Genomic DNA, 13,944 nt, shown 5'->3' with positions numbered 1-13,944 from the left:
ACTCTGCCCAAAATCGAGCTGCTGCACCTCTCCCGTCACCCGCCGATCCCCTCACCCCGGCTGACACCCCACCAACCCGCGGCCAACTCGACTGACACGCTCTCTCGCCGGGCCTTCCTAGGCTCAACCAGTTCCGCACAACCCACCGAACCACTGAATCAGGCCAACGCAGCCGGTTTCTAACGCTTCAGGTTACTCATCTAATCAGATGTCGTCATACAAAGTCACAATCAAGCGAATTCAAGCCTTCATCGTCAGATTCCATTCGGCGCGCTCGCCTGAGCACCCCCACCAACGAACCGCCAGCCACCCGACAAATGCCGCCCGAAGGCCGGGGAGCACCAGGCGGACCGCCGCCCCAACGGGCATCAAACCTTGGACTGCGGAGTATCCAACTAGAGTCGGCAGTGGAAGACTGACTCCAAGCTACCGCCCGACAGCTCCAGGAGTCCCATGCTTGAATTAGTGGAGTACCCGCTCGACAGTGGCGGCAGTGTGCTTGTCGCCGTCGAGAAGACAACCGCGGACGGCGTCGTCACCCGCGGCTGGGGGGAGGATCGGCCTGTCCGGGTTGCCGAGCAGGCGAATCAGACGTTTGAGTCGGCGGTAGCCAAGGTGCGCCCGGCCGCTGACGCCCTGCTGGCTTCGCTCTCAGGACTGCAGTCGAAGCCGAGCGAGATCACCATCGAATTCGCGATCCAACTGACCGCCGAGGCCGGCGTCTGCATCGCAACGCTCGGTGCCTCCGCCAATTTCAAGATCGCTCTGAAATGGACGCCGCCTAAGTGATGCTGGAGACCCCGACGCCCGACCCAAATCGTCTGTGTTGGCGTGGGCGGCCGCCGGTCGAGTGTGCCGGTTCCTGAGCCCGTCGCCGACCGACTGGACGCGGATGTGGCCGCCGATCGCAGCTTTCCCCACGTGCCATCGGATCCGCGCAATCTACCGTCGGCGGTGCCGGCCTTGGCGCTCGGGTGCGTCGGGTCAAGCAGTGGCGCCCTTGGGGAGTATGCCCCCACCGGTCGAAGCCCGGCCAGCGAATCCCGAGGACGTCCGGAGGGTCAACGCCAAGTCGACCACCGGCGACCTTCGTGAAAGAGGCGCCAGTCAGTGGCGTCTTTGATTCCGGTCAGCATATCTGGTCGACGCTCCGACCAGATTCGCTGCAGCTTGGCGTCGTCGCGAGGTTCGCCCTCAGGATGGTTAGCGCGCGCACGGCCAATGGCTTTGAGAGCGTCGTTCACGGGCTGTAGATTTGGAAGATCTCTACTAAATAGCGACATCAACACATCTGCCTCTCGGTAACCATGCGGGTCGCCTATAAGGCGAACCAGATCGCGCAGCAGATCCAGCTCGTATTGGGCCTTTCGCTCGATCATCGCGTCCCGTCGTTGACGCCACAGCGCAAACAGAGCAACAACGATCGCGACCAGCCCAAGAGCAGCTCCGAGGACTTGAGCCCAGTCGACCACCGTCTGGGGTAGGTCCCATTGCACAAAGGTCAGCTTGATCTCAACTCCTTGGAGCATGGCTCGTCTCCTCGCGAAAGATGCGGTGTAGACAGCATTGTTCACGACGCCTACAAGGAGACGGCTGTCCCGCCGGGAGTCGGCCTACAGGCATCTGACCTTGGCCCCCAACGGCGGCGTGGGAACAGTGACACGTCGACGCGGATCGAACTGACCGAGCGGTTGAGCTGATTCGGCATCACGCCTGCAGCTGCAGGCGTCGCGGCTATTCGTCGGGCCATGTGCCGGCCGCCACCAGCGACCCCCAACGGCAACCCGCTCTGCCGCTCGGCCGGGCTCAGCTGGATTAACGAGCGTGCCCTGTACGTGGCCGCGGCCACCTTCGCAGGCACACGGCCTCTCGGACTGCGCGGGACGAGGTGAAGCCACGACGTCAGGCAGGGCCTGCTGCCGAGCCCCTGTCGTGACATCTCTCGTGACGCCAAATCGGGTCAACCAGAGTGGACTAAGCAGGCGGGACGGGGGCAGGATCCGAACCCTTGACGCCTGAAGTTGACCGGTGTGGCAAGTGGCGGGGCTCTCATAATCCCCTGGCCCCGGGTTCGAGTTCTGTCGGCCGGTCCATCAAGCGAGACTGCGTTGGAACCGCCTCAAGATCCCGGGAGAATCCGCCGCCGCAATCGGAGTGTCAGTATCGGTAGAGGCCGTCAAACGAACTGCAGACAGGAACCGCGCGACAGTGCCACACTGCTGGGGCACTACTGCATTTGCGATGCGCAGCGGATAGGGGCTCTTGGCCAGCCGGCCGTGGGTCTCCGACTGCCTTCGGAGGTGAGCCACATGGACGCATTGCCGTTCGTGATGGTAGTTCTGCTGCTGATGCTGATCGTGGTCGGCCGCATGGACCGGTGAGATGCAAGGGGTCGGGTCGTCGTGTTTGACGGCCCGGCCCCCGCTCCGCCGTAGATGGCGTGGGCCGTCCGCAGAGCGCGCTCGCGGGGGTATAGGTTTACGTTGGGCGGGACACTGTGGCTGGGAACGCTAAGGTCCAGACCAGCATCCGAGTTCCACCGCTCGCGCTCACCGCCCTGTCGCGGATCCGGGCTTCACTGGGGGTGTCCCGCGACGAGGCGGTCCGTCGCTTGTTAGCCGACCACGTGTCCGCCCAACTCGCCGTACCCGAGGAGCGGCGGCTCACCCACATCTCAACGGTTCTGAGGTATCCGCCAAGCGGTCACTCCCTCGAGCCCCGGCGCTCCCGGCACCAGCAGCTAGAACGCCGGGAGGAAGCGAGCAGGACCATGTGGCCTGGGAATCCTCCTGGGAATCAGCCCCGGCTACTGGAGTGAACCGGAGTCGACGACAAGCGAACTGAAGTAGGCCAGAGTTTCGCTAGTTCAGGCGTGACAACGGGGTCTGTCCACCTTCTAATCCGTCGGCCGAGTTGGAATCCTCCCGAGCGCGGCAAGCAGTCCCGGCGCTCAGCGGCTGAGCGCCGACCGCCAACTCTGGTGCTGCACGCCCCCGCAACAGAGACAGACAGGCGGGCGACGCCAAGCCGCGGGTCAGCTTCAGTCGTGGCGACTCAGCTGGTCCGAACTAAGCGCCGCCCCGACCGCAACAATCCGGCGAGCGGGAGCGGGAGCGCGACCTACGAGGTTCTGACAAGCGTGAGCTCCTCGTCGGCTAGATGGACGCGGCTGGCCTTCCAACCGGCGTCGACGATGGCGCGAGCGACCGCCGACCCGTCGTAGCTGTGCCAGTGGGGCACATGCTGGCGACACGAGTTCGGCAAGGGGAACCCGAGCACCTCCTCGACCTCGCCGAATGTCAGCGTCAACGTGGACGCGCCCCGTGCGAGCAGCCACCGATACAGCGGCGCGTACTTCCCCGAGTGCCCGCGAGCCGCAGCCGCGGACGACTCTCGTGGGTCAGCGGCAGGCCGCTCCCCCAGTGAGGCCGCCGCGGCCACTGCGGATACTGAGGCGGTCACGTACGCCGATTCGCAACGCTCGGCGAGCGCACGAACATCCTCTGCGGTCCACACCAGCACCGTGGGGCCCGGCCGATCGACGAGCAGCTCGGCGAACCTCCGCAGCCCCTCGTCCTTCGAGTCGGTGCCCGCGAGCACGATGACGCCCAAGCCCACGCCGGCATCGTGCAGATTCAGCAGATCACCCTTCACGTGCTTGCGGGTCCGCCAGCTCGACTCAACCTCGAACCCAACGACCGGCACCGGCCGCTCCAACCCAGGAAACGGCGACGCCGGCGCCCATGTCCACACCACGTCCAGACGGCCACCTCGAACCGGGTACTCCAACACGATCTCGAAGCCGAACCTGCGGCCCGACTCAACCAGCATGCCAGTGAGCTCACGGTTCAGCTCCGACGCGACCCGGTCACCTGCGGTGCTCATGCCGGTGAGTATCGCGCCACCCACCGGCGACCACCAGAGGCGATGGGTCCCTACCTGGACGTTCGCTGGCCGGACGTCCGAGCGCCTAGAGGCGAGTCCCGCAGAGCTTCAGGAAACCGCACCCGGCTAGTCCGAGCTGGAGTCCCCCAGCTAAGGCCGCTTCTCGAGGAGGCGCTCGGCTGGCACCGGCCGCCATCCGTCGCTCACCGTGGGATCATTCGTGGTGCGAAATGGAGTCGAAGAGGGTTGGTTAGCGGGGCCAGAGTCCCTTCGAACACAGACTTCTGACGCTTATAGAGGCTGGTTACTAGGGCATCATTGCCCCTTTTAATCCGTTGGCCGAGGATTCGAACCGCCGTCGACACGGGTCGCGGGCAGTTCAACAGTCGAGCAGGAACGACAGCTTTCCCTGACAACCCGGACACCCAGAGCCGTTCGTCCGGTTGGAAACCAACGCTGCCCAACGGTGGCCGACTGCGCAATGCCAGATGACCACCTCGCCGGAGCGTGGCCTGTATCGAATGGGCTCAGCGAGTTTTGCCCATCCCACTCCCCCACCAGATGCGGATGTAGGTCACCGAGCGAGCGACCGGGTTCAGGCACTGACTGCTTGCATCGGCTCGCAGAGCCCTTTCCGAACAGCGCAGCTGGCTTGCTCGTTCTCCCAACGTTATCGGGCCGAGTCCTCCGGGTACAGGTGTCGACACCTCCCGCGACAACCCGGGCAGCCCGTGCCTTTCACCCTGTTGCCGATAGTTGCCACCCCCGCTCCATGAGTGCTGTTCCGTCTGCGGGCGCTAGGGCCGGTCGAGGAGGAAGGTCTGCATCGGGCCCTTTCCCTTGACCTCGATGGTGCCGCGTGGACGTACGGCGAACTCCGGGCCGAGGGCGGCGGCCACCCGTCCCGTGACCTGGATCTCGCCCGGTGGGCCGTGGGACTCCATCCGGCTCGCGGTGTTCACGGTGTCGCCCCAGAGGTCGTAGATGAACTTGCGCCGGCCGATCACGCCGGCCACCACCGGTCCGGAGTCGATTCCTATTCGGACCGCGAGCCAGTCCCGCCCGGGCAGGGCTGCGATCCGGGCGACCTCGTCGCGCAGCGCGAGCGCAGTACGGGCGACCGCTGCGAGGTGATCCGGCCGCGGCTTCGGTAGGCCGCCGACCAGCATGTACGCGTCACCGATCGTCTTGATCTTCTCGACCCCCTCGGCGTCGGCGATCCGGTCGAACGCGGAGAACACCTGGTCCAGCAGCTTCACGACGTCCGTCGCCGCCATCACCGCCGATCGCGCCGTGAAGCCGACGATGTCGGCGAAGAGCACGCTTACCGCGTCGTAGTGTTCCGCGATCACCCCTGGCTCTGACTTGAGGCGCTCGGCGATCGGCTCCGGCAGCACGTTAAGCAGGAGCCGCTCCGAACGCTCCCGCTCGGTCCGGAGGTCTCGATGGGCTCGCTCCCGCTGCTCGACGAAGTAGCTGAGCATCACGTACGCGCTCACCATGACGCCCGCGATGTTCAGCACCAGGAACGTGACCACGAATCCGGGTGGCAGCGCCGCCGGGGATTGTGCGAGCCGGGAATCGACCAGGGCGAGCGCGGCCAACTCAACGAAGAACGCCACCAGCCACGGCACGGAGCGCCGGATACCGACCAACGCGAGCGCCGCCAGCGGTGTGAACACCGCCCAGAGGATCATCGCGCTCGAGGCCACGAATCCGCCGAGCGAGACCTGCAGCAAAGCTGGCAGCACCAGGAACGCCAGCAGCTGCATGGTGCGGAACGTGGCGAAACGCCGCGTCCGGGCCAGGACGGCCAGCCCGATGACGGTGATCACCTGGTAGAAGCCTGGGATGGCCGCCGAGACCGGGTCGCCGTAGGCGAGGTACGTGGTCACCCAGATCGTGGAGATCGCCGTGATCAGCAGCGACGAGAATATGAGCGTGCCCTGTCGGAGCCGCTCGTCGTGGGTATCCTCCGGCCGAGCGCCGACATCGGCCAGCCGCTCCAACCAGTGGACGACAGCCCGCCCCGGGCCACGCCCGCGGTCGCGAGCCTGGAGCCAGGACCCGGTCACCTGAAGATCGTATGCGCGCAATCCCCTTGCGACATCCTCCGAACAGGCCCTTCGGCGCCGACGCGAGCGCGGCGCGCTGCCCTTTCAGCCCCGGTATGGCGTTCGCTCGCCTTCTCCCACGCGGGGTCGTTGGCCTGGGTGACATGCTCCTGAGGTGACGGTGGCGCTGGGCCCCGTGATGACTGCAAACCCAGGTCATCGCGGCGCGCGTCCATCAGTCCGTGGGCCAACTCAATGCCGCCACTCAGCACTGCAGTTCGGCGGGGGAATCAATGGCCGGCGTGGGGCCACTCGTGGGGCCGAGTGGAGTCAAATAGCGTTGGCAGAGTGGTCAGATCGGGTCGAGACACGAACTCCCGGAGCCTGAAGTAGGTCTCTGTGGCAACGGCTCATAATCCCCGGGCCGGGACTCGAGTTCTGCTCTCGACCGTGTGGCCGTGGGACCGCGCCGGCTGCTCGACCAGTAGCCAGTTTGGAAACCCCGGCCGACAGCCCGCCTAGACAGAATTCCCTACGCCTGAAACCCAACCCCGCAATACCCCCTGGATGCCCGGCAGAGACCACCCGTGAGGCACGTAGAGGGCAAGAATGTCAGCCAGCCCCATTCACTCAGAGCTGGCGCTCGGCCCGGACGCTAGGACCACGGCCTCCACCGGGTCGAGCACTTGGATGCTCACCTCGTCGCGCAGCGCCTCCCGATTCTTGAGCATGTTCTTGTCGTTGGTGACGAATGCATCGTTTCCAGCCATTAGGTGCGCGGTCAGGTGGTGCACATCGTGCATCCTCCTACCGGCCGCAACTTGGCCCTTCGCGAGTGGCTCGGGCAGAAGGATTGCTTTGATCTTCTCGTCGGCATCCGCCGTCGCGGCGTCCCCGAGGACGTCCTGACCGCCGAGCGGCGAGAGATCGAGCCGAAACGGCCCGGGCACCGCTCCGATGCATGGCCGGTCGGCGAGCCACTGGAGATTCACGTTGTACTTGTCAGCGGGCGCAGTCTCTTGATCGTAGGTAAAGGCCGATGTGAGCCACAGCTCGACATGGCCAGCTCGGGCCAGGTCAACCAGTCGGTCAACCTCCGCGCGGTGATCCCGATTCTGTGCGGCGACGATGACGCAGTACGTGTCGAGAGGAGTCGGAGCATGGGGCCATTGGAACGCGCCTTTGACCGCCCCACAATCCGCGGGCGTGGCAAGAAGACTTCCACTCCTGCCCGGTCCCCCTAGAGCTGCCGTCCGATCGATCGGCCAGGCGGACGGGTCAACCCAGGGTCAGACGCCAGAACGGCGGCTCGGGCCGGTTGGGCGCAGGGGTCAGGAAGCATGCTGCGCCTGGGCTCCGGCGAGGACGCCGCCCCAGCGCCGCCCGCAGCCAGGGCCGCGCGCCGAAGGCGCGCCCTTGATCCATAAAAGCCCGACGCGGCGGCCGGACTACCCATGGCCAGACTTGGGATGCACCGCCTAGTTGTACCTAGTCGAGTGACGTCCGGCGCGCCGGGACCCAGGACTCGAGACGCGAAGGCGGTCGGGTGCCAGGGCACGGGCCCTACTCTCACACTGCTGGCTGGTCATTTCAGCGGGGAACCGCCTGGGAACGAAAAGGTGTCAACCAGAGTCCAAACCGCCCGGATTGGTGGTGTCACGTGACGCTTGGAGTGGCGCATGTCGTCGGGACGCGTCGGTTTCCTAAACCGAGCATCATTCGCTGAACTGCGGGCCGCGCTGCCCGATCAGCCTCTGCGCTGTAGCAGCCGGCCAGAGTGAGATCATCGGTAGTCCACACGGCTCCGGATCATCAAAAGGTCGCCGCGCCACGTCCACGACCGCCACACCACGGCCTGCGGCTAGGTTCGCGCGTTGCGCACGGCCCAATCGAGCGAGTAGTCCGCCACCTCTTCCCAGCCGTCCTGGGAGAATGTGGAATGGGAGCGGTCGGGGTACTCCTTGAGCTCGGTGAGTGCGCCCGTCTTCTTCTGGATCTTGTAGGCGGCGCGGGTCGACACCGCGGGCACGGTGTGGTCCTTGCCGTTGGCCAGGAACAGCAGCGGCGCGCGGCTCGAGTTGTGCCGGTTAACCCTGGTCACCGCGTGGGGTGTGAAGTTGGCGAGCGCCGCCTGAAAAAGCGGGCGCCCCGGCCCCGGAACCGCGAGCCTGTCGTAGATCGGTCTCGACTCCTCGAGTGTGCGCGTGTTGGTGAAGCCGTAGTGGAACTCCTCCGGTGTGAGCATCTGAGTCCTGTGGCGGTTGGCCGGGTTCTTCAGCGCCACCGACGCGACCTTGGCCTGGGCGAGGGGCAGGGTGTATACGCCGTGGATCTGCGCCGGGCTGATCGCCACGGCCGAGGCGCCAAGGCCGCGGTCCAGCAGGAGCTGCGTGATGAGGCCGCCGAACGAGTGGCCCATGATGATGGGCGGGGCGTCGAGGCCGCGGATGATCCGGTCGTAGTGGTCGGTGATCTCCTTGATCCCGAGCCGCTCGTACTTGGAGGTGTTTTGGCGGACCTCCTCCACCGTTCCCTCGAGTCCCGGCCAGGCCGGTGCTAGCACGGTGTGGCCCTTCGACTCGAAGCGCTGCTTCCAGCCTTCCCAGCTGAGCGGCGTGAGCCAAAGACCGTGAATGAGGACGACGGTCGGCTTCTGCGCCGCCGGGGTGGCCTCGGGTGTGTTCGTGGTCATGAGGCTCCGATCCAGGGAAGGGGTGCGGGTACTGACGCGGGATCACAACACCTCGCGCTGACCTTCAGCATTCATTCGTGTTCCCTTGTTCACTGTGGGCGCTTCTCGTACCCCGCCGCAGCGCCCGGGTACGCCCAACCAGACTGGTCCGGTCCGCCAGGGCAGGCATCATCCGGTGCGGGTGAAGCGCCGCGCAACCCACGACCGTGACCACTGTCGGGTACATGAGGGCTACTTCCGCCCGATCGTTCGAATCAACAATCGATGTTCGCCGCCCTCGCGGTCTCACGCTGGATCGAGGACACCACCGGATGGTCGATCAAGAGGTTCGTCCCCACCACCCGCCGATACCACACCATCGAAATCCAGGCCGGCGCCCACATCATCACCGCCGCCGACCCACTACCCGACGACCTGCGCGAAATCCTGCGAACGATCCACGGCCGCGACGGTCGGCGTCGTCGAGCTGATCGCCCCGCTGGTCCGACACTTGACAACAAGGACCCCCGGAGTGCGGTTCCGGAGTCTTTGAGTATGCGGATGTGTTTCCGGACTTACCGCTTACGCGCCTGGTTGCGTTGGGCTTGGGCGATGGCTCGCTGCGTTTCGCGGATGCCGAACATGACGAGCTTGGCCATGATCTGCATCATTGCGATGGTCAGTTTCACCACGCCGCTGATGATGGCTACGACGATGTCCACCTGATGATTCCCCCCTTCTTCAGGTGATCGCGATTGGTGGGCCCGGCGTTACAGCTAGTTGGCGGCGTCGAAGGCATCCCGAATCTTGGTCGGCACCCGCCCGCGGTCATTGACCTCGTACCCGTTCGCCCGAGCCCACTCCTTGACAGTGCGAGCATCCGCAGCGATTTTGCTGCGGGTGACCCGCCGGCCGCGCCCGTTCCTGATCGGGCGGCCTGCATCGACGTAGGGCCGGAGTGCGGCGCGCAAAACTGCCGCGTGCCTGGTGCGGAGGTCGATCTCATACGACCTGCCGTCGAGCGCGAAGGACACCGTCTCACCCTTGCCGGAAGGGATCTTGCCGCCGTCAAGGTCATCCGTCAGCAGGATCTCGACTCGTTGGACCATGGGTCGCCCCCTCGCGGTAGATGCAGGTGTAGACAGCATCGCTCACCACCCCCACACCGAAGCGGCTTACCCGCCGAGAGAGTCCCCGGAGGCGACGACTTGGCTCTGCCACAGACCTCGAGCGCGAGTGCGGGCGGTGCATGCCGTGGGCCGGCGGCGATGGCGCGCCTTGACCCGGAAGAGTCCGATCGGGAAGCTCGCACGGCTGGGCGGCGGGAGGCGCTACTGCATCGGCCGTGGGATCAATCGTGGTGCGAAATCGCGTCAGAGAGAGTCAACTGGCGGGGCCAGAGTCCCCTAGAATGCAGGCTCCTGACGCCTAGAGAGGCTGTTTACGAGGGGATCATTGCCCCTTTTAAACCGCGCGTCGGTCGCTGAGTTGCGTTGCTCGCTCGGCTTGTGAACGCCGAGCGCACACAGTTTCAGCGTCCGCCAGCTCCGGATTCAGCGTGGGTGCGTTGGACGACGTTGAGGCCCGGGCCACGCTGCTCGTAAGACGGCCCGGCGCTGAATATAAGGCTTCGTCGGACGTCAAGTCGGGTGATTGCTTGGACAGTCGAAGTATGTCGAATGTGGTCGCGTTGTAGTGAAGCCCGGGGCGCTGGTCGTCTCGTCGTCGAGCACCCGGACGCCGGCGCCGAGGATCCGGCCGAAAGACGTGTCCGCTTGGATCAACTGAATCACTTCCCCTCGTCGTGATTCAGTCTAGAGAGCCCAGCACCTGACAACTCCGTCTGCCCACACACAGCTCCGCCGCCGCCCCGCCGGAAGCAGTTCAGGCGGGGCGGAGAGGGCTACCTGGCGCCAAGGGGGCGGGGTAGCGGGCGGTCGCCGGGTTCGCCCCAGCGGAATGCGGGGGTGCCGTTGATCCACCAGACGCCGGTCGAGGGGCGCCAGACGGCCAGGTCGGTTCGGGCGTCGCCGTTGAAGTCGCCGGTGAGGGGGATGTCGCCGTTGACTCCCCAGTTCTGGCTCGGGCGGCCGTTGATCCACCAGCCGCCGGTCGATGGACGCCAGACGGCCAGGTCGGTTCGGCCGTCACCGTTGTAGTCGGCCTGGACCGGGATGTCGCCGGCCTGACCCCAATGGATGGCTGCTCGGCCACGAATCCACCACATGCCGGTCGATGGGCGCCAGATCGCGAGTTCCATCTTGCCGTCACCGTTGTAGTCGCCCGGTACCGGCACGTCGCTCGGCCCACCCCAATCAATCTGTAGGACGTTACGCACGTACCAGATACCTGTACTGGGTCGCCAGATCGCGAGGTCGGTACGGCCGTTGACGCTGTAGTCACCCGGGACCGGGACGTCCCCGTTCCCGCCCCAACGGATGTCGAAGAGTCCGCGCGCCTGCCACATCCCGTCCGACGGACGCCAGCTCACCACGTCGGTCCGCCCGTCGGAGTTGACGTCCGCGGGGACCGGCAGGTCGGTGGCACCGCCGTACCGGGTGTTGAACAACCCAGGGTCGAACCAGGTCGCCGTGGACGGCCGGAAGACCGTCCGATCGGTGCGCCCGTCACCGTTGTAGTCGCCGTACCGACCGGGTACGAACTTGGCGTAGTGCGCCGTCAGGGTCCGGTCGCCCGCGGGCATGTTCAGCGTGTGCGTCTGCAGCCCGCTGTCGGACCAGCCCGTGAACACGGTGCTGCCGGCCACGCCGGGAGCGGACACCTCGTTGCTCGAGTTCACCGCGACCTTGACGCTCACCCGCTGGGCGCCGTTGATGAGCACCGGCGCCGGGGCCAGCACGGTGAGCGTGCGCAGGTCCGGCTCGGCGGAGTACACCTTCTCGGTCCGCACGCCGGCCTGGTCCACCACCGAAGCGGTGATCTGCATGCGTGTCTCGTCGCCATGGTCGTCGAACAGATCCGAGTAGGTCGGCCCCGTGCTGGTCTGGCCGGGATGGAGATGGCACCCGCCGCCTGTGTCGCAATGGATCAGGTCGGTTCGCCAGGACACCGGGAGTGCGCCATCCTCGATGTCATTCGCGGAGGCGCTCAAGGAGACGGTGTTCCCGACGGCGTACTTCTTGTCCGGCCCGGTCAGCGTGAGCACCGGCGAGTGGTTGTCCGGCACGACGGTGACAGTGGTGGTCGCCGCGGCACCGAGAGGATCCTTGACAGTGAGCGTCGCGCTGACCTTGCCCGGGGCCGCGTAGGTGTGAGCTGCGACCGCACCCGTTCCCTGGCTCCCGTCGCCGAAGTCCCAGGTGTACGTGAGGTCGTCGCCGTCCAGGTCGTACGAGGCCGAGCCGTCGAAGGTGACCGTCAAGGTGTCCGGGTTCACGGTGGTGCCGGCGCGCGGAACAGGCGCTCGGTTCCCGGCCGAGTAGCGCAGCCGGACCAGGTTGGACGAGAGGATGTCCGCGTAGTACACGTCGCCGTTCGGACCGGTCTTCAGCGCGACCGGCCCGCCGATACCGGTGGCGAAGGCCGCGGCTTCGGGGGTCCTTGTGACCCTGCCCTGTGCGTCGATCATCATGGTCCAGATCTTCTGCTGCGAGTAGTCCGCGAAGAAGTACGCGTCCCGGTATGCAGCCGGGTAGGACGTTCCCGTGTACCACGTACCGCCGGTGATCGACGACTGGGTGGTGGGCGACGCGTAGTTCCACAGCGGTCCCTGGACCGATTGCGTGTAGACCTGCTGGCACTGCGCGGTGTTGGCGTACCCCGGGTGCCGCCCGGGTCCCTCGTAGCAGGGCCAGCCGTAGTTCTTACCGGCGGCCAGCAGATTGATCTCCTCGTACTGCGTCCAGCCGACGTCGCCGACGAGTACCCGCCCGTTCCGCGGGTCCACCGACATCCGGAACGGGTTGCGCAGGCCGTAAGCGTAGACCCTGCTTCGCCACGACGACGCGGATGCCGCGTTGTAGTAGGGGTTGCCCGGTACTCCGGCGCCGGTGACCGGATCGATTCTGAGGATCTTGCCGTAGGGGCCGTCCAGGCTCTGCGCCCGCAAGGCCTCGGGGTTCGGGGAGGCGAGCGGCGCGGCGTTGTCGCCGATGCTGATCAGCAGCTTGCCGTCCGGTGCGACCAGAACCGTCCCACCGGCGTGGTAGACGCTGGTGAGCGGCGCCTCCAGCAGGACCTGTTCGGCGCCGAGCGTGGTCGGGTTGTCGACCGGCGCGGCCGTCCAGCGCGAGACGCGCATCACGCGGCTCCCGGTCGCGGTGGTCCGGGCGTACTGCAGGTAGAGCTGCCCCGTCGTGGCGTAGTTCGGAGCCAGCGTGAGACCGAGGGCACCGAGGTCACCCGTATGCGCAACGTTCGGAATCGTCAGGAGCGTCCTCGGCGGCGCATCGTCCGACACCACAGTCAGGCGGCCGTCCCGCCCGACCGTCAGCACCCGCTCGCCCTGCAGGAACTCGAAGTTCGTCAGGTTCGCGGCCGGCTGCCCGGTCGCGATCGGCACCGGCGTGAAACCCGCCGGAATCACCACCGCGGTCTCGGCAGCGTCCGCCGGGGGGAGGCTGACCACAACACCGGCGATCAGCAGGGGGACAACCAGAAGAGCCGTCATCACCTTCCGCCCCCCGCTGACCATGGGCGCGCCAAAACACGGCAACTCGAGCTTCATAACCGTTCCCCCACCACACATCGCCGGAAAGGCACCTACTGAGATGATGCGCGCTCAACCCCAAATGATGCGAATGGACTGCCCGGTCGAGCGTTTTGCTTGGCCGGCTGCTCCACCCGGCCCGGCCTTCTCAGTCCGTCCAGTCCAGTTGCGGTTCGGGAATGCCCAGCTCGCGGCCGTGGGCCTGCGCTTCCGCACGGCCGTGCCCGTTCAGGCGGTCCTGGCGGATGTCGTCGGCCAGATGCTGCTCCACGAAATCTGCGAGCGTCGTGTCTCACTGCGCACGGCGCTGCGGTCCGCCATAGGAACCGCCGCTGCAAAGGGCAACTACTTCCCACTGATGTACGCAATCTATGGGCCAAGCAATGTGCAGTTCCGCGCCCTGACTGACGACCGAGAGACCTGAGCCGAAGCTCGGATTGACTGCAGCAGGCTTGGCAGCTGACCAGGGACGGCCGTCGGCCCGTGTACCTGCCGGCCGATTCGACCACCGGATCGTCCCCGGCGCCGCGAGGTTGGCTGCCCGCTGACGCCAGCCGGTTCGAACCGTGATGGTGTCCTGCCACGGATTGGGCAGCCGGGGAATCTCAAGCCAGCCAGTACTTCGCCCGAGTCGACCCACGACTGATCCAGCGGAGAACGTCAAA

General features: G+C 66.2%; 11 protein-coding genes and 1 pseudogene. 2 read left to right on the top strand and 10 right to left on the bottom strand.

The features are described 5' to 3' along the window. The first annotated feature begins 465 nt into the window (after nucleotides 1-465). Complete coding sequence (locus AB0I34_RS22970) at nucleotides 466-789, top strand: CU044_2847 family protein (protein WP_360448067.1); 324 nt, start codon at nucleotides 466-468, stop codon at nucleotides 787-789. Between the two features lie 272 nt (nucleotides 790-1,061). On the opposite strand, the gene AB0I34_RS22965 is transcribed toward AB0I34_RS22970, so the two are convergent. From AB0I34_RS22965 to AB0I34_RS22940, 6 genes are all read right to left on the bottom strand, one after another. Continuing rightward, complete coding sequence (locus AB0I34_RS22965) at nucleotides 1,062-1,529, bottom strand: hypothetical protein (protein ID WP_360448065.1); 468 nt, start codon at nucleotides 1,527-1,529, stop codon at nucleotides 1,062-1,064. A 1,591-nt stretch (nucleotides 1,530-3,120) separates the two neighbouring features. Further along, nucleotides 3,121-3,885: a hypothetical protein gene (locus tag AB0I34_RS22960; RefSeq protein ID WP_360448063.1), complete on the bottom strand. Its 765-nt coding sequence runs from the start codon at nucleotides 3,883-3,885 to the stop codon at nucleotides 3,121-3,123. Nucleotides 3,886-4,264: 379 nt separating this feature from the next. Further along, on the bottom strand, nucleotides 4,265-4,435 hold the full coding sequence (locus AB0I34_RS22955) for a zinc-ribbon domain-containing protein (RefSeq protein WP_360448061.1): 171 nt from the start codon (nucleotides 4,433-4,435) through the stop codon (nucleotides 4,265-4,267). Between the two features lie 247 nt (nucleotides 4,436-4,682). Beyond that, nucleotides 4,683-5,960, bottom strand: a complete 1,278-nt coding sequence (locus tag AB0I34_RS22950) for an adenylate/guanylate cyclase domain-containing protein (RefSeq protein WP_360448059.1) — start codon at nucleotides 5,958-5,960, stop codon at nucleotides 4,683-4,685. Between the two features lie 605 nt (nucleotides 5,961-6,565). Beyond that, nucleotides 6,566-6,931 carry a hypothetical protein gene (locus AB0I34_RS22945; RefSeq protein WP_360448057.1) on the bottom strand — a complete coding sequence of 122 codons (366 nt, stop codon included), beginning with the start codon at nucleotides 6,929-6,931 and terminating at the stop codon, nucleotides 6,566-6,568. Nucleotides 6,932-7,800: 869 nt separating this feature from the next. Then, nucleotides 7,801-8,631, bottom strand: coding sequence for an alpha/beta hydrolase (locus AB0I34_RS22940; protein ID WP_360448055.1), 831 nt, complete (start codon nucleotides 8,629-8,631; stop codon nucleotides 7,801-7,803). Between the two features lie 264 nt (nucleotides 8,632-8,895). Between AB0I34_RS22940 and AB0I34_RS22935 the strand changes: the two are divergent. After that, nucleotides 8,896-9,060 (top strand): annotated as a pseudogene (locus AB0I34_RS22935) (IS1634 family transposase); the annotation flags it as partial. A 125-nt stretch (nucleotides 9,061-9,185) separates the two neighbouring features. Here AB0I34_RS22935 and AB0I34_RS22930 read toward each other — a convergent pair. From AB0I34_RS22930 to AB0I34_RS22915, 4 genes are all read right to left on the bottom strand, one after another. Continuing rightward, a complete protein-coding gene (locus AB0I34_RS22930) occupies nucleotides 9,186-9,332 on the bottom strand; it encodes a hypothetical protein (protein WP_360448238.1) in 147 nt (48 codons plus the stop codon). Between the two features lie 54 nt (nucleotides 9,333-9,386). Next, nucleotides 9,387-9,719, bottom strand: coding sequence for an Lsr2 family protein (locus tag AB0I34_RS22925; RefSeq protein ID WP_360448053.1), 333 nt, complete (start codon nucleotides 9,717-9,719; stop codon nucleotides 9,387-9,389). 794 nt (nucleotides 9,720-10,513) lie between these two features. Continuing rightward, nucleotides 10,514-13,240: a PQQ-dependent sugar dehydrogenase gene (locus AB0I34_RS22920; RefSeq protein ID WP_360448050.1), complete on the bottom strand. Its 2,727-nt coding sequence runs from the start codon at nucleotides 13,238-13,240 to the stop codon at nucleotides 10,514-10,516. Nucleotides 13,241-13,427: 187 nt separating this feature from the next. After that, entirely contained in the window at nucleotides 13,428-13,550 is a 123-nt protein-coding gene (locus AB0I34_RS22915) for a hypothetical protein (protein ID WP_360448048.1), read from the bottom strand. Nucleotides 13,551-13,944: the final 394 nt, after the last annotated feature.

Origin of the sequence: Kribbella sp. NPDC050281 (assembly GCF_040655855.1) — a bacterium.
Lineage (GTDB): Bacteria > Actinomycetota > Actinomycetes > Propionibacteriales > Kribbellaceae > Kribbella.
This window is presented reverse-complemented; position numbering and strand designations above follow the sequence as displayed.

What these genes read in the sequence shown, in the direction of transcription:
- AB0I34_RS22965 (WP_360448065.1), bottom strand. Translation starts at nt 1,529, where the DNA reads ATGCTCCAAGGAGTTGAGATCAAGCTGACCTTTGTGCAATGGGACCTA.
- AB0I34_RS22960 (WP_360448063.1), bottom strand. Translation starts at nt 3,885, where the DNA reads ATGAGCACCGCAGGTGACCGGGTCGCGTCGGAGCTGAACCGTGAGCTC.
- AB0I34_RS22940 (WP_360448055.1), bottom strand. Translation starts at nt 8,631, where the DNA reads ATGACCACGAACACACCCGAGGCCACCCCGGCGGCGCAGAAGCCGACC.
- AB0I34_RS22925 (WP_360448053.1), bottom strand. Translation starts at nt 9,719, where the DNA reads ATGGTCCAACGAGTCGAGATCCTGCTGACGGATGACCTTGACGGCGGC.
- AB0I34_RS22920 (WP_360448050.1), bottom strand. Translation starts at nt 13,240, where the DNA reads ATGACGGCTCTTCTGGTTGTCCCCCTGCTGATCGCCGGTGTTGTGGTC.